Origin of the sequence: Legionella sp. PATHC035 (assembly GCF_026191115.1) — a bacterium.
In the GTDB taxonomy this organism is placed as follows: Bacteria; Pseudomonadota; Gammaproteobacteria; order Legionellales; family Legionellaceae; genus Legionella.
Genome location: NZ_JAPHOT010000001.1, coordinates 1,884,112 through 1,900,230, shown reverse-complemented (window position 1 = coordinate 1,900,230; position 16,119 = coordinate 1,884,112). Strand labels below are relative to the sequence as shown.

Sequence of the window (16,119 nt, the reverse complement as noted above, 5' to 3'; positions counted from 1 at the left end):
AAAATAGCTGGACAGGTTATTTTTTTTCACTAAAATTCGTCGCAAATCAAATGACCTAGAATCAATATGCCAAAAAATATTAAATTTTTGAACAAAGGCGTTCAGCTGCAAGCCCAAGAAGAAATGTTAGCAGAACAATTGTTATTTTTTCCTGAGAGTGCAGAGTCTCAATCAAGACTGGGTAATTACGTCAAAGATAAATGCGACCAACCCGACTTTAATTATTTATCCACCGATTATGATCAAGGAGTAATTATCGCTGCTATTCCCAATCTTGGTTCCAATCAACTCGGAGTCTATGCAGCTAAATCGTTTGCCAAAGGAGAAATTGTTGGGGAAATCAAAGGCATAGATTTATTTGGCGTAAGGCCTAGCTCTAAAATGGACCGAATCGTCAAAGATTATCAAGGTGATTCTACTTATGTGTGGAAATTAAATTTAGATGATAATGACGAATATGCTGTAGTCATTGATATGCTGAAAGCAGGCTCTCATACACGTTGGGTTAATCACGCGGGAAAGCCAAATTTAGAAGTAAAAGTCATTTGTCGTCGATGGCAAGACGAGTTTGGTACCACTCAATTTGATTATCATGCCTATTATGTCGCGGCTAAAAAAATTGCTTTTGCTGAAGAGTTAACTATTTCTTACGGAGATGAATATTTTACCAAAGATCGTCCGCAAATTTGGCGCCAGTCACAAACGTTGATTGAAGTCCTGCAGGATTTGGCTAAAACACTAGATCAAGAAATGAATCCTGAAGAACTAAATACCCGCGAAGAGCTAAGAGACTTTTTTAATTTATTAACTCAGAAAGCGGCTCAGCGCAAAAGAGATCATAAAAAGCAAATGTATTTGGATAGAAATTTAGATCCTAAAATTTATGATTTGGATAAAGTAGAAGATGTGGCACGTTTTCAAAGAAATCAAAAAATGGAGCTAAAAAGAAACTCATCTTATCATTTACTGATAGCACCTACGGTAAGAGGGGTTGGGGAAATCCGTTACTCTCTATTTAGTGGCCAGACAATCCCTGCGAAAAAACGACTCTGCCAACTCGTTGGCCAGAAAATGGGTGATGTGCCAGAAAAAGGGATGAAATCATGGGCGAAACAACGTGATCTAGACATGAATTACCTGGTTCAATCAGGCGGAGGAGGATATCTCTATACTAAAAATCAAGCGTCAGAAGCCTATTGCATAGAAGGTGCTCAACATCGAAGTCAGATGAATGTACGTTTTGATTTTTCATCGGATTCCTACGTAACGACACGCCAAATTCAACCCGGCGAAGAAATTCTTGCCTATTACAGTGATTATGATTATGGTGCTTCACCTACCTCTTTACCTCAAATTGTCGCTGATTTTAATGACTCACAATATTATTACGAGGCTACCTGGAGTGAAAACGAACTGACTATGGAGCATGTGATCCCCAAAACTCCGGGTTATGATGTGGAAGAAACTGAGGATCCCTCGTACAATCCGTTTAAGGAAGAACTAACGAATGACTGGATTTTGAAATCTAATTTTGAGTTCGATGACAATGAGCGAATTCTAACCCCTGGTTATGATTACAATGCGTTAGAGCAGGAATTTTCTCCACATGTGGCCGAAGCTTGTGCAGATAATGACAGCAGCCCAAAAGCGAACGTCACAACTTGGAGTCCCACCTTCCAATTTGGGGAAAATAATTCCAGCAAAAAAAGGAAACTCGCTGAACTGAGCGGAGATGAAGAAAGTAATACACTGTTTATTTAAGACTATTTTCTATAATCCGAACGCAGGGATCTCTTGAATGTGGCATTTATCCTGTATCGAAAATGTGTCATCAATTAGGAGATCCTTCGCCGTAAACTCCTCAGCGTTTGATGTGCTTCTTAAGTATTTTTTTGAGCGACCTCATACCCAAGCTAGTGAGGGAGCGCATCCTGTCCTTCGGCGGGAGATACCCTCATTATCGCTCGGGAGGTGGAGGACAAGACCAGCAGGTGCTATTCTTTTAAGCGGGCAAAATGTTCTCGACTAAAGGCCACTTTTTCGGCTACTGATTCGTTAGGGTGTTCCTGATAGTGCGCTTCGATTGTTCGGTAACGTTTCAAACCACCTTCCCTATTCGCAATTTGAATATTTAGACCAGGTCGGGCATTGAGTTCGAGCATCAAAGGTCCTTGTTCTTTATCGAGGACTATATCTACCCCAAGATAACCTAGGCCAGTGAGGTCGTAGCAGCTGGAAGCAATCTCCAGTATTTTGTTCCAATAAGGTACCTCTATATCCACAATAGGATTGAGTGTATCTGGGTGATAATCAATGATGTCGTTATGAAATACCCCACCAAGGGTTTTTCCCGTAGCAAGATCGACACCAACACCAATTGCACCTTGATGTAGATTGGCTTTGCCACCGGACAAACGGGTTGGCAGCCTTACCATGGCCATAGCAGGATAACCCAGTAGGCTGATAATTCGAATATCAGGAATGCCTTCGTAGCTTACCTCAGCAAATACCGGATCAACTACGACTCGTTTCTCTATAATTGCATAATCTGAGGAGCCACCAAGACTGTATGCCCCAGAGAGCAGGCATGATAAATGATAGCTCAGCTCCTGAGTTGTGGTTAACTTTCCATTAATTTGTCGATAACGTCCATAGACTTTATCTTTAAACACTAAAATACCATCACCACCTGAGCCCCGCGCGGGTTTGACCACAAAATCGTTGTAAGGCTCTAAGCGTTCTTCTATGGTTTTAATTTGTTGTTCTGTTTCGATAATGTCATATAGGGGGGGAACAGCGATTCCTGCCTTTAGCGCCAATTTTTTTGTTTTTAATTTATCATCAACCAGAGGGAACAATTTTCTTGGATTGTAGCGTAATACAAAATCAGTATTACGCTGGTTGATACTGAGTATCCCGTGATTTTTTAAGCGACGAAACAGCGTTATCATTCTACATGTCTCGCAAGTGATTTAAAGCGCTTCAACTCAAATAATCGGTATCCTCGATATTGTCCGAACCACAATATTAAAGCGAGCAGAACTAAAAGAAGCTCAGGGAACGCAAAGACCAGATATTGTAATGGTTCATAGCTCATTGCCCAGTAAGAAATTACGGCTGCGACTAGACTGCCTATCCCCGATTTTATTGCCTCGGAGGCACCTCGCTCATCCCAGGTAATGCACATACGTTCTATGGTCATGGTTAAAATGACCATAGGGAATAAAGCAACTGATAGCCCTATATCCAAACCTAGATTTTGACTGATGACGCTTATAAAGATCATCAGCAAAATGACAACAGTTAGAATTGCCGCGAGCCTTGGTACCAAAAGCAACCTTAATTGATCCAGATAAAACCGTGCCAGTAGGCCAAAAGATACAATAATGACAAAGAGGGAAATGCCCCAGATTACATGAGTCTCTCTAAAGGCTAAAGCAATTAAAACAGGCATGAACGTACCGAATGTTTTAATCCCGATAAAGTTACGCAGAATCAGGATAATAAACGCACCTATAGGTACTGTTAATAAAATTTTATAAGTTGCCTGCACGTTGACGGGTAGTTGCAATAAAGAGAAGCGCAATAATTGTGAGTCTGATTGCAGTCCTCTCGATTTGGCAATGCTTAAGGCATTTATGGGGGTAGGTGACACCGTTAAACTAAATTGAGCTTTTTTACCACCAATGACGTTAAATACAGGTTCATTACCATATTGCCAGACAAGAAAATCTTTAGGTAATCCAGCGCTACCTGTTCTAGGATTTATGTAAACCCAATTTTTGCCATTAAAGACGGCCAAAAATGAACTGAGCTCCGCCTTGCTTTTTTGGGATAGATAAATTCCTTTTACTGGAATCGCTGCAATTTTAGACTGGTTCAAAATAAGAATTGCTGCATTAATCAAGCGTTCGTCACTAAAATCATTGCCGGTCAATAACTTAGCATTCCCATCTTTTTTATTCAGTTCCTTAATCGTACTTTGGGCAAAAGTTTTAATGTCTGCCGAGGATTGTCTTACTTGGTTAGTAATGGTTTCTACTGCAGATTTTTGGCTTTCTTCAAGCGGCTGTGTTTTGACTGCCGGTGGGGTTCCTAATGAAGATTCATTTCCCTCGGTTTGCCGAAAAATTGCTCGGTAATATAAGGACTGTGGGCCATGTGCGCGTCTGATAGACCATACGGTTTCCCGATTATCCCCATTTAAATTGGTGGTTACCCCATAACTCCTTGATACAAAATACTCATCTAAAATCGCAAAATGTGTCGGTAAATAGGGTATATTAAAACTCGCCTTGATTGGTGTATTCGGATCTGCAACAAAACGCAAATTCGACTCAACCGTCCAACTGTTTATTGTTTCAGTGTCAGTCAGTGGCACATCAAGTATAAAGTGTCGGTATAAAAAAATCCCTGTCCCTAGGATAAATAAAGTAAAAATAAGTCCATAAACATGACGCGCATTATTTTTCATTATTTCTTAAGACTCTGATTTCTCAACGTAAATGTCAGTGCAGGATTTACCGCACCATTAAAAGCAATAATTGCATCTCTTCCTAAAAGCAAGGGGTAGAGGAAGCGTTTGCGATTGGTTAAATTGACTTTAATCGTTTTGACTTTATCTCCGAGTTGTATGGCGAGCAGTACAACAGGACGTTTGATGGGGGCGTGTGCGAGTATTTCTGAACCATGCTCTCCATCACGAACTTTAATTTTGACTCGGCCTTTGTATTCTGCCTCAAATTGAAAATCTCCGGTTTTTGTTGGAACCGTAAAACGCAAATAAGGGACGCCATTTTTAGTAATTTCGGTAATATTGGTTGCATTTAATGACGCTGACTTAGCTCCGGTATCCAGTTTTGCTGAGAGTGTTAAATTTTTATCTGGAAACGTAACTTTCTCAACATACCCGTAAATTTGTGTTTCATTCGATGCCATAACAGGTCCAGTCATTAGTGCTGCAAAAATAAAGAGAGCTAGTATCGATCTCATTTAATCCTCTTTCCTGAGTAGTTTTAGTTATTAGTGCAATATCGTAGCAGGTTTTGCCTCTTAAGTCACAACCCGTAATTGGGTTTAAAGAAATATTTTTTGTACGAACTGAGTGTGATATTCTAATCAACCGCCATCTGAATTGTGTGTTTTTGATTCAGGATGAAACGATTATTGACATCAAGCACAATTATCTATATAATTCGCGCCATCCTAACCTACGGTCATTTTTGTGTGTAAGAATGTCTATTAAGGGCGAAGAAGGTTCATCTTTAAATTCAAAAGAACTCGTTTTCCTCTTGGCAATCGCCGGCCGTATTGACGCGCAAAGTAGGCTCCTCGCGCAAAAACTCGATAAAGATCGTTACATCTATCATGCTTATGCTGTTCTCGATTCCCTAAGCTCCTCGTACAGTATGTTTAAATACTTCCTAGAAGTATTTATTGCCAAGAGCGACGCTGACTTGATCCGTAAGATACTCACCTCCCCTGAGGGCATTGCCGCAGTGGCTTCAGAGGCAATTTTTTTAGTGTCTTTTTCCTTTCTCGCTAGTGTTTTTGATGGAGAAGAAAATAATTCCGTAAAAAAATTCATCGCAGCTGCTTGGCCCTATTTTCGTGACGTAATGAAGGGTTTAAAAAATGCGTATAAGGGATGGCGAAGTACCGTACAACTCATAAGCATGATCAGCGGGATGGATCTTAAGTACATGGTCATTCCTGTTGGTTTGGTATTGGGTGTGTTTGCTGCCGCTAATCGCTTCTGGATACGCAGTATGGTCGAGCGGCGTAAAAAGCAAATGAATGATAATAAAGAGCTTTTACTTGAAATCCAGCAGTTGACTTCATTAGCACCCTTAGAACGTAAATCTTATTTAGATCGCATAGAATATCAGAGTGCAGAGGACCGTTTTTATGCCTTTTTAGCGGTAGGAACGGGTGGATTGATTGATGGTTTATATCTTTATATCGGTGTGGTCAGTCTTTCAGTGCTCTCTCCGCCCCTTTTTCTCGCCATGGCAGTCGTTAGTGCTTTGTACACAGTAGCCTGTGTTGTTACACGAGTTTATGAGGAATATGATTTCCAATTACGATTGGAAATTACGCAAACCCGCTGTAAATTGGCGTTAACGACCAAAGAATTAGAGCTCACTTATGCCAAATTAATTGAGTTAAAAGAAAATGGTAATCGTAAGGCAGTAGACCCCTTGGAATTGAAGCGGTTGAAAAAGCAAGTTTGTCAATTAATTCAAGAGTTTGAAGAAGAACGTCAATTATTACAAAATCAAACCAATCACAGTTATCTTACTGCGGGTTTATTGGGAATGAAATATGGTTTGTTTGCTTATGGAGTATTGACGAGTATTTTATTTACTGTTTCCACGGTATTTTTAATTTCTGCAAGTGCCTTTCCTCCTGCGCTACTTGCTGCCTTTATTGTTTCTGGTTTGGTGTTAATGGCCGGAATGACTGCTTATACCTTGCATGCTCATTATCGGCATATGCAGCAACAAAAAGCAGAGCTTGAAAAAGAACACCCTTATGAACAAGTACAAGCGATGAAAAAGGAGTTAGAGGGGCAAAAAGAAGCTGAACTGTTAACAGCAGATCATTTTAAAACTTCATTAAAAGATGGGCTTTGTATCAGCTCTTCACCACAAAGCTTCTTTCAAGAACGGTGTGAGGTAGGTCGTTCTCTCGCTTCCGGTCTTTCTAAGGGATTTAATTTCTCTAATTTTGTCATGTCCCCTTTTCAGGAAATGGATTCAGAGGGACATTACCAAGAAACACCGGCAATGGGTCTATTGGCGATAGCTAACGCAGTCTTATTTTCATTAGTTCTAGGCCTTAGAGCTTTGGCTCGTGGATTGGGGCGTCCACCTCTAGGTCAGGTTAAGGCGAAAGAAGCTGGCCAGGACGACGTGTCGACGGAGAAAAGCAAGACCCAGTCCCATAGGGGATCAAGTGACTCTTTCAAACGGAGCGCCTCGGATCCCCTGTCGAGGAACGGTTCATCTCCTTCTCTTTGGAGTTTCTTCTTTCATAACGATACAGCCCCTCAAAATCCCCCTCCAGATCGAACAATGACCCATTCAAAAAGTGATTCAGATTTAACGCATCACGTGGTACCTAACTCCGGCAGTACAATTGTGGGTTTAGATTAGGATCATTATACATTTTAAATTGATGATAGATTCGAAACGTACGTTTTTTTGCTTTTACTTCCGCAAGCAACTCGTTGAAACACTGAGCTAATTGTTCCAATTGTTGATTGATGATGGTTGACTTATGCGCGCAATTTTTGCGATGTTCTTCCGTGGCATCTTCGCGTTTCGTTTGAAGGTCCATATGGTATGATTTCAAGGACAAAATAGACAGGCGATCAATAATCATTCCTGGTGATTCAGAGTTCACTGGACATCGACTAAAGTGCTCTGGTTGCAGTTGGTTGAAAAGCCATTCATCCATCGCCTCCATACGGTTATTGCGCAATTGATTGAAACGGTCAATCTCCCGCTTCGCTTGATATACAAACTCATAGCCCAGATCATCACGACGAGCCCTATCTTCCGCATGCCACAGTTGATAGTTAAACGCATGATTTTCTTCAACCAGCCGATAGAATTCTTGGTGTTGATGGACTATTCCTGAAGCTTTCCATGTGATGATGGAATTTTTGTGGAGGTTAGTAATCTCTGCGACATTGATACTATCTGGCATGTTTTATCCTGTATTTTTTATAAAGCTGCCAGTTTAACTCATACTGAATAGAGCTACAAATTAGAGCCGAAATATTTATTATAAATGGTGGCGTAGGTCCCATCGTTTTCTATTTGTAATAGCACCTTATTGATTCTGTCAATTAGAGTGGCATTTTTGGGGAGTGTGATGAGCCCATATCCATTTCCTAGAACAATAGGAGCGCCTACAGTTTGAAAATTAATAACTTTATTACTGGTAAGATACTTAAAAATATTCACATTCATGATAATTGCATCCACTTCATTATTGACTAATGCCATAATCATGAGCGAAACCTTGGGATATTCTTTGATGTTATCTGGACTCGTATAAAGTAGAAGCGTGTCGCGAAGGTGGCTTTCTTGTACTGTGCCTATTCTTTTGTTTTTAATGTCGGCAAGGGTTTTTATGTCTGGAGACATGGTTAAAAATTGGCCGTTGCTGGTCATGTAAGGCAAACTGTAAATGTAATCTTGCGATGGTGTTTGCGGTATAGGGGCGGGTGGAAAAGTGATGTCTATGTTACCTGAATTCAACATCTCCATCTGGTTTCTCATGGTTATCGGTTTATATTCACAGGTTTCATTAAGACGTTTGCATATTTCATTCATGAGATCGATACAAAAGCCAAAATAATGACCGCCGCCAGCCACTGCTGAAAAAGGAGGTGCTGATTTAGACACACCAACGACAATGGGATCGCTATAAGCAAGTGTATTGCTCACTAATGTAATAAAAAACAGGGTATGCCGAAGCAGCTTCATGCAGGTTATCATCCTTCTTGTGCATATTTAAAATCTAGGTTGCTGAAAATTATTTGTCAAATTTTAATGACACGCTCTTTCGTGAGCGTGCTTGAAGTATGGAATTGTTCTGCGCATGATAGTGGTAGGGGTGAGGCTTTATTGCCAGCAATAAGTACTCCCCCTCACTCTGATTTGCTGTTACCGCATGAAGATTCCTCCAATGCTGGTAATGACGAGGACAGGGGGCAGGAAATTTAATTATTTTGATACTTTCTTTGCCAAACATCGATCCAATGCATTAGCAAAAGCAGTTTTTTCTTTGATACTTAATGCAGCGGGGCCACCAGAAAAATTTCCAGTTGCCCGTAATTGTTCATGCATATCTCTTAAATTTAACCGTTGCTTGATGGTGTTTTCAGTATATTCCTCGCCTCGCGGATTTATCGCTAATCCCTTTTTGGCAATAACTTCTGCAGCTAAAGGGATGTCGGCGGTAATCACCAGGTCAAAAGGTTCTAAATGTTCCACAATGTAATGATCCGCACTGTCAAACCCTTTGGTGACTTGTACTGCGCGGATGAAAGGTGATCTAGGGTACGTAAGGAAGGAGTTCGCCACTAAAGTGAGTGACGTTTGTGTACGGACTGCGGCACGAAATAAAATTTCCTTAATTACTTTGGGGCACGCATCGGCATCTACCCAGATATGCATATTTGTTACATTGGCAAAAGAAAAGTAGACTGATTTTAGCAAGTAAGGCTGACTAGCGACATAGGCTTATTGTATAAATATAATTTTATTCTTGTTAAACTGTTCCGCAATATTGGACAAACAGGTTCAATTTTTTATTTTGGGAGGACGTAATGAGAATCTTCGCTCTTTTGTGTTGTTTGCTATGGTCATTTTGTGTCGCCGCTGAATCGACTTTCCCTGCGGGATGTCAGGCAGTTGCTGTTCAAGGTGAAGCAGTGACACTAAAAGCTAAAAAAAGCAGCTTGGTCTTTATCCATAATCTCGCTTCTACAGACATATGGATTACTCATCCGGTAGCAAATCCCAGTGCCAGTGCCGGTTGGACTACGCGCTTACAAGGTGGCAATTGGTCGGCATTAGCCTTAAATAAAGGTCCATTTGCATTAAATTGCATTGAATCCAAGCCAGGTCATGAGCAACAAGTACCTTGTGAAGGTCTCATTGCTGTGTGCAAATGGAAAGGTGTAAAGACTCCTGCTAATGACAAAGGCAGTACGTTTTGGGCAGCTGAAGATATGTCCTTATCTGCATTAACTGCGGCAGTGGGTACACGTGGATTTGTAATTCCTGTAGCGAAACCCCAGTAAAGCGGAGAGCCACTTATCTTGCTACTTTCATGGATAAGTGGTAGAACTGAGCACATGATGAGAAATTTAATACGATGAACACAAAATACAAACAGGATATACGGTGAGCAAAAAATCAAAAGATCCCTTTTATAAACGGGAAAGTGAAAAATACTCCGATCCTGTTCCCAGCCGCGAATTCATTATGGACGTTCTTAATGAATACGGTAAGCCTATGTCGCGCAATCAATTATTCGATAAATTACAAATAAAAGATGAACGCAAACAAGAGTCCATGGGATTTCGACTCAAAGCCATGTTGCGCGATGGACAAATTATGCAAGACCGGCGTGGGCGATTTTGTTTAATGCAACGAATTAACCTATCGCGCGGCACCGTTCAGGGGCATCCAGATGGTTTTGGCTTTTTTATTCCTGATGACGGTTCGGAAGATATGTTTTTGTCTGCTAAAGAAATGCGGGCGGTTATGCATGGAGACTTGGTCCTTGCCTATCAGGTTGGCGTCGATCGTAAAGGCAGGCCTGAGGCGAAAATCCACGAAGTGATTGAGCATGCTAATGCGACTATTGTGGGAAGGTTTTTTACAGATCATGGTGTGAGTTTCGTTTTACCGGATAGCAAGCATTTAACCCAGGATATTTCTATTCCGCCGGAACTGGTCAATGGGGCAAAAAATGGTCAAATTGTTTTGGTCGAATTAATTGCCTTTCCAAGTAAACGAACCCAAGCGATAGGCAAAGTAATTCATGTCTTAGGCGAGCATATGGCTCCCGGTATGGAAATTCAAGTGGCACTTTATGCTCACGGAATTCCTTTTGAATGGCCGGAGGATGTAAGCATTGAAGTAGCGAAAATCCCACAACATGTCACCGAAGAACAAATTAAGGACCGTACCGATTTGCGTGGGCTGCCTTTTGTGACGATTGATGGTGAAGATGCTAAAGATTTTGATGATGCAGTCTATTGCTATAAAAAGCCCAAAGGCGGCTTCCAATTATATGTGGCAATTGCTGATGTTAGCAATTATGTAATGCACGATTCGCCATTGGATAAAGAAGCGGCGCGCCGCGGTAACTCCGTTTATTTTCCTGGCAAAGTCATTCCCATGTTACCGGAAGCCTTATCCAATGGATTATGTTCGTTAAATCCTCATGTCGATCGGCTGTGCATGGTTGCTGAAATGGCGATCACGAGTGAAGGTAAAATATCGCGCTCTCGTTTTTATCGCGCAGTCATTCATTCACATGCCCGATTAACTTATACTCAAGTGGGCTCTTGGCTTGAGCAGGACGCTGCGGATGAACAACATGCCTCTTTATGGCCTACATTGCAAGCGCTGCATGATTTGTACCATGTTTTATTGGTTACCCGTAAACTTCGAGGCGCTATGGATTTCGAAACCACGGAAACGCGCATCGAATTTGATGAAAATAAAAAAATTCAATGTATCGTTCCAGTGATTCGCAATGATGCCCATAAATTGATTGAAGAATGTATGCTGGCCGCGAATGTTGCCACCGCACGATTTTTAGAAAAAGCTGAAATCCCTACACTTTATCGAGTACATGCGGCGCCAGAAGAAGACAAAATTACCGCCTTAAGACAGTTTTTAGGTGAGTTGGGATTGCAATTGAGCGGTGGAAAAAAACCTGGGCCTAAAGATTTTCAGCGTACTATGAATGCCATTGAGGGGCGACCGGACAAACATCTGATTGAAACGGTAATGCTTCGTTCTCTGAAACAAGCACACTATGTTGAGGCGAATGAAGGACATTTTGGTCTGGCTTATTCGGCCTACACCCATTTTACTTCACCCATCAGACGGTATCCGGATTTGTTAATTCATCGCGCAATTGGTCATTTGTTGGACAATAAGCCAATTTATGAGTTTGATTATACCCATGAAGATATGAATCGCTTAGGTAAACATGCTTCGATGACTGAACGACGCGCTGATGAGGCGACCCGCGAAGTCGTTGCCTGGTTAAAATGTGAGTACATGCAAGATAAATTGGGGCAAGTATTCAAAGGGCGTATTTCTGCAGTAACCGGTTTTGGAATTTTCGTAGAACTTGATGAAATTTATGTTGAAGGTCTGGTTCATGTGACATCTTTAAAAAATGATTATTATACATTTGATTCTGTAAAGCATCGTCTAATCGGAACACGTGGTGGCCATGTGTATCGTTTGGGAGACAAGATGACGGTATTAGTCGCCCGCGTGGATTTGGATGAGCGTAAAATTGATTTTGAGCCAGTAGAGGAACCACAGAGTAATGAGTGAGCAGTATGTTTATGGGGTACACGCGGTTTCTGCTTTGTTAGCCAATCCACATCGAGTGACTAAGAAACTCTATATCAGTGAAGAACGTGCTGACCTGCGCTTGCAGGACCTCATTGATAAAGCCATGCAAATGGGTGTCCACATTGAAAAATTGAGTATGCAAAAAATGAATCAGCGCTTTGCAGACTTTACTCACCAAGGTATTGTGGCAACAGCTTCTGCGTTACCCGATTATAATGAATCTCATTTGCTTGCATTATTGGAGTCCAGTAAACAGCCTGTTTTGATACTTATTTTGGATGGCGTCACTGATCCTCATAATTTGGGAGCATGTCTGCGTACCGCAGATGCAACCGGAGTTGATTTTGTCGTGATACCAAAAGACAAAAGCGCCAGTATTACTCCTGTGGTCAGTAAGGTGGCCTGTGGTGCAGCCGAGTCAATCCCTGTAGTCAGAGTGACTAATTTGGTCCGTAGCATGAACCTATTAAAGGAGCATGGGGTTTGGATTTATGGTGCTGCGGGTGAGGCAACCAGCTCGCTTTATCAAACAGACTGCACTGGGAATATCGCCATGGTTATGGGGGCTGAAGGAGAAGGACTACGTCGGCTGACACGTGAGCACTGTGACGGTTTGTTCTCTTTGCCCATGTTAGGAAGTGTATCCAGTTTGAATGTTTCTGTAGCCACAGGTGTTTCTTTATATGAAATTGTAAGGCAAAGAAAAGGGAGCGGTTCTTAATGAGCGAATTAAAAATGAAAGCGGCAAAAGCTGCATTGCAATTTATTAAAGAGGACATGGTGGTCGGTGTCGGGACCGGATCCACAGTGAATTTCTTTATTAAAGAATTGGCAACCATAAAGCATAAAATTGATGCCTGCGTATCAAGTTCTAAAGCGACTGAAGCGCTCTTAAGAAAGGAAGGTATTCCCGTTATTGATTTGAACTCAGTACAGGAGCTACCTATTTACATCGATGGTGCTGATGAAGTAACTGAGCATGGCGAAATGATCAAAGGCGGGGGCGGTGCGCATACGCGGGAGAAAATTGTAGCCCAGTTGGCGGAACAATTTATCTGTATTGTGGATGATTCAAAGCTTGTAAAGCATTTAGGGCGTTTTCCTGTCGCTGTTGAAGTAATTCCTTTAGCACGGAGTATGGTTGCTCGGCAATTAGTAACATTAGGTGGCGATCCCGAGTACAGAGAAGGATTTATCACGGATAACGGTAATATTATTCTTGATGTATATAATTTAACAATCAATGAACCTTTGGATATGGAAGATCGGATTAACCGCATCACTGGCGTTGTCGAAAATGGTATCTTTGCGCATCGTACGGCGGATGTTGTCTTATTGGCTTCTCAGGATGGTGTGAAGCGCGTGAAATAGATCTTGTCTACGTCCTGGGGCTTGTCCGCGGGATCCAGTGAGGTGGGGTGATTTCTGGATTCCGCGGACAAGCCGCGGAACGCAGGATAAGGCCAAGAGCCATTAAGTGAATGGCATGCACGTAGCCTGCTTGCAAGCAACCAGGTTACAAAAACAAATAGGTTTTAGGCTAATGAATGAACATAAAGTTTATGTAAATCGAATTCTAAATATGAAAAAAATCAAGTTAATTGGTCTGGATATGGATCATACCTTGATTCGTTATAATTCGGAGAATTTTGAGTCTTTGGTTTATCAGCTTGTCAAAGAACAACTGGTTGAGGTAAAACATTATCCTGAACAAATTAAAAAATTAAATTTTAATTACCATGATGCAATCCGTGGTTTAGTTATTGATAGCAAGAACGGTAACATCTTGAAATTGAGTCGTTATGGGGCCATTCGACAAAGTTATCATGGCACCAAACAGATTGATTTTGTCGAGCAACAGAATATCTATCGTAGTATTTATGTTGATTTAGGTGATCCCAATTATATGGCAATCGACACCGCCTTTTCGATTGCTTTTTGTGTTTTATATGGCCAGTTAGTTGATTTGAAAGATAGCCTGTATCCTGAGCAAATTCCCAGTTATCAAACCATCGCTCAAGACGTACAATTTTGTGTGGATAAAGTACATTCAGATGGCAGTTTAAAAACAATCATCAGTAAAAATCTGCCAACTTACGTGATTAAAGAGCGTGCATTAGTCGAGGGTTTGAAACATTTTATCCATCATGGGAAAAAAATTTTTATTCTTACCAATTCCGACTATTCCTATACCAAACTCTTACTAGAATATGCGATTAACCCCTTTTTAAAAAAGGGTGAGAGTTGGATCAATTTATTTGAATTTGTCATTACCTTAGCGAATAAACCTCGTTTTTTTTATGACAATCTCCGTTTCTTGTCGATTAATCCTGTAAATGGGACCATGACTAATATGAGCGGGTCTATCGTTCCAGGGGTGTATCAAGGGGGTAATGCCAAAAAATTTACTGAAGATTTACGTGTCCGTGGCGATGAAATTCTTTATATTGGGGATCATATCTATGGTGATATTTTACGATTAAAGAAAGACTGCAATTGGCGAACTGCTTTGGTTGTTGAAGAGCTTGGAGAAGAGATAGCGGCGCAAGCACGGGCTATGCCGGTAGAGAAAAAAATTAGCGAAGCGATGAATGTAAAGAAAGAACTAGAAAAACAATATGTCAATCTATACACCAAAATGATTGATGAAAGCTCAAACCAATACAGCCATGAAATTCAAGAACTGCAAGCGCAAATCAGTAAAATTGATGCACAACTTACAAAATTATTAAAAGAACAGCAAACCTATTTTAATCCGAAATGGGAACGTATTTTTCGCGCAGGGGCAGAGGAAAGTTATTTTGCATACCAAGTCGATCGCTTTGCTTGTATCTATATGGAAAAACTGTCGGATTTGTTGGAGCATTCTCCAGCAACTTATTTTCGTGCGAATCGACGTTTATTGGCGCATGATGTTGAGGTCTAGGCTTTTGCGCTCAGCAAAAGCGTTGACTTATTGTTAAGTAAAAATTGTCCAAGAAACCACCTTTGTGGGGATAGCAATGACCGTACCTATCGATGTTTCACTTGTACACAGACTGATTCAGTCACAATTCCCACAATGGTCTGCTTTATCCATTCAGCCTGTAGAATTCAGCGGCTGGGACAATAGAACCTTTCATCTTGGCAGCGAAATGACCGTTCGCCTTCCAAGTGATGGATTTTATGCGCTTCAAGTAGAAAAGGAGCAGCGTTGGTTGCCCTATCTCGCATCTCATTTGTCTTTGCCAATTCCGACCCCTTTAGCACAAGGCGAGCCCACAGAAGACTATCCTTGGCATTGGTCGATTTACCGCTGGATCGAGGGACAAAGCGCCTCCATTGCGCGTATTGATGAAATGAATCGATTTGCTGCGGATTTAGCTCAATTTTTGCTGCAATTACAAGGGATTAACGCGCGTGGTGGTCCACTAGCAGGCGAACACAGTTTTTACCGCGGCGGAGCACTGTCAACTTATGATGCCGAGACCCAAAAAGCCATTAAAATTTTGCGGCACCAAATAGATAGTGGGACTCTTTCTTCAATCTGGTCTAAGGCACTGAGTGAGGCTTGGCTCTCTGCTCCTGTGTGGGTGCATGGAGATATTGCCCCAGGCAATTTATTAGTCAAGGAAGGACGTCTGTGTGCGGTAATTGATTTTGGCCAATTAGCAGTCGGTGATCCTGCATGTGACTTGGTGATTGCTTGGACATTTTTCAAAGCTGAGAGTCGTGAAGTTTTTCGTAAAACGCTGCAACTTGATCAAGCAACATGGGCGCGTGCTCGAGGTTGGGCGCTTTGGAAAGCGCTTATTGTCTGTGCAAGATTACCTGGGACCAATCCTGAGGACATTGACAGGTCATGGAAGGTAATTGAGGAGTTAATTGCGGATTATAATTCACGATAAGGTGAGTACGATTCGATTCGAAATGAATTTTGAACCAACTTATATTATATTGAAAGTTAACATAATGATTTGCTACCCCATTATGTTTATGGACAAAGGGCTAAGAT

14 protein-coding genes are annotated in these 16,119 nt (G+C 41.3%); 8 read left to right on the top strand and 6 right to left on the bottom strand.

Annotation, left to right across the window (positions count from 1 at the left end; translation table 11 throughout):
- The first annotated feature begins 66 nt into the window (after window positions 1-66).
- Window positions 67-1,761, top strand: a complete 1,695-nt coding sequence (locus OQJ13_RS08400) for an SET domain-containing protein (RefSeq protein ID WP_265710424.1) — start codon at window positions 67-69, stop codon at window positions 1,759-1,761.
- Between the two features lie 233 nt (window positions 1,762-1,994).
- Here the strand turns inward: OQJ13_RS08400 and OQJ13_RS08395 are convergent, their stop codons facing one another.
- The 3 genes from OQJ13_RS08395 to OQJ13_RS08385 are packed head-to-tail and all read right to left on the bottom strand — an operon-like array spanning window position 1,995 to window position 4,992.
- Entirely contained in the window at window positions 1,995-2,951 is a 957-nt protein-coding gene (locus tag OQJ13_RS08395) for an alpha-L-glutamate ligase-like protein (protein WP_265710423.1), read from the bottom strand.
- The gene (locus OQJ13_RS08390) at window positions 2,948-4,474 is read right to left on the bottom strand and encodes an inactive transglutaminase family protein (protein WP_265710422.1); all 1,527 of its coding nucleotides are present in this window, start codon (window positions 4,472-4,474) and stop codon (window positions 2,948-2,950) included. The genes OQJ13_RS08395 and OQJ13_RS08390 overlap by 4 nt, the downstream gene beginning before the upstream one ends.
- Window positions 4,474-4,992, bottom strand: coding sequence for an ATP-dependent zinc protease (locus OQJ13_RS08385; RefSeq protein WP_265710421.1), 519 nt, complete (start codon window positions 4,990-4,992; stop codon window positions 4,474-4,476). Before OQJ13_RS08385 ends, OQJ13_RS08390 begins: the two co-directional genes overlap by 1 nt.
- A gap of 242 nt (window positions 4,993-5,234) precedes the next feature.
- On the opposite strand from OQJ13_RS08385, the gene OQJ13_RS08380 reads away from it, so the two are divergent.
- Complete coding sequence (locus OQJ13_RS08380; RefSeq protein ID WP_265710420.1) at window positions 5,235-7,157, top strand: hypothetical protein; 1,923 nt, start codon at window positions 5,235-5,237, stop codon at window positions 7,155-7,157.
- Here OQJ13_RS08380 and OQJ13_RS08375 read toward each other — a convergent pair.
- From OQJ13_RS08375 to OQJ13_RS08365, 3 genes are all read right to left on the bottom strand, one after another.
- Window positions 7,123-7,713, bottom strand: coding sequence for a DUF4254 domain-containing protein (locus OQJ13_RS08375; RefSeq protein WP_265710419.1), 591 nt, complete (start codon window positions 7,711-7,713; stop codon window positions 7,123-7,125). The two genes, OQJ13_RS08380 and OQJ13_RS08375, sit on opposite strands and share 35 nt — an antisense overlap.
- Before the next feature lie 53 nt (window positions 7,714-7,766).
- Window positions 7,767-8,498, bottom strand: a complete 732-nt coding sequence (locus tag OQJ13_RS08370) for a transporter substrate-binding domain-containing protein (RefSeq protein ID WP_265710418.1) — start codon at window positions 8,496-8,498, stop codon at window positions 7,767-7,769.
- Window positions 8,499-8,738: 240 nt separating this feature from the next.
- Window positions 8,739-9,191, bottom strand: a complete 453-nt coding sequence (locus OQJ13_RS08365) for a YaiI/YqxD family protein (protein WP_265710417.1) — start codon at window positions 9,189-9,191, stop codon at window positions 8,739-8,741.
- 152 nt (window positions 9,192-9,343) lie between these two features.
- On the opposite strand from OQJ13_RS08365, the gene OQJ13_RS08360 reads away from it, so the two are divergent.
- The 6 genes from OQJ13_RS08360 (at window position 9,344) to OQJ13_RS08335 (ending at window position 16,012) form a co-directional block, all read left to right on the top strand.
- Complete coding sequence (locus OQJ13_RS08360; protein ID WP_265710416.1) at window positions 9,344-9,820, top strand: hypothetical protein; 477 nt, start codon at window positions 9,344-9,346, stop codon at window positions 9,818-9,820.
- Window positions 9,821-9,923: 103 nt separating this feature from the next.
- On the top strand, window positions 9,924-12,104 hold the full coding sequence (gene rnr, locus OQJ13_RS08355) for a ribonuclease R (RefSeq protein WP_265710415.1): 2,181 nt from the start codon (window positions 9,924-9,926) through the stop codon (window positions 12,102-12,104).
- Complete coding sequence (gene rlmB, locus OQJ13_RS08350; protein WP_265710414.1) at window positions 12,097-12,846, top strand: 23S rRNA (guanosine(2251)-2'-O)-methyltransferase RlmB; 750 nt, start codon at window positions 12,097-12,099, stop codon at window positions 12,844-12,846. The genes rnr and rlmB overlap by 8 nt, the downstream gene beginning before the upstream one ends.
- Window positions 12,846-13,496, top strand: a complete 651-nt coding sequence (gene rpiA, locus OQJ13_RS08345) for a ribose-5-phosphate isomerase RpiA (protein ID WP_265710413.1) — start codon at window positions 12,846-12,848, stop codon at window positions 13,494-13,496. Before rlmB ends, rpiA begins: the two co-directional genes overlap by 1 nt.
- 172 nt (window positions 13,497-13,668) lie before the next feature.
- Window positions 13,669-15,051, top strand: a complete 1,383-nt coding sequence (locus OQJ13_RS08340; RefSeq protein WP_028381535.1) for an HAD-IG family 5'-nucleotidase — start codon at window positions 13,669-13,671, stop codon at window positions 15,049-15,051.
- Window positions 15,052-15,127: 76 nt separating this feature from the next.
- Window positions 15,128-16,012, top strand: coding sequence for an aminoglycoside phosphotransferase family protein (locus tag OQJ13_RS08335; RefSeq protein ID WP_265710412.1), 885 nt, complete (start codon window positions 15,128-15,130; stop codon window positions 16,010-16,012).
- Window positions 16,013-16,119: the final 107 nt, after the last annotated feature.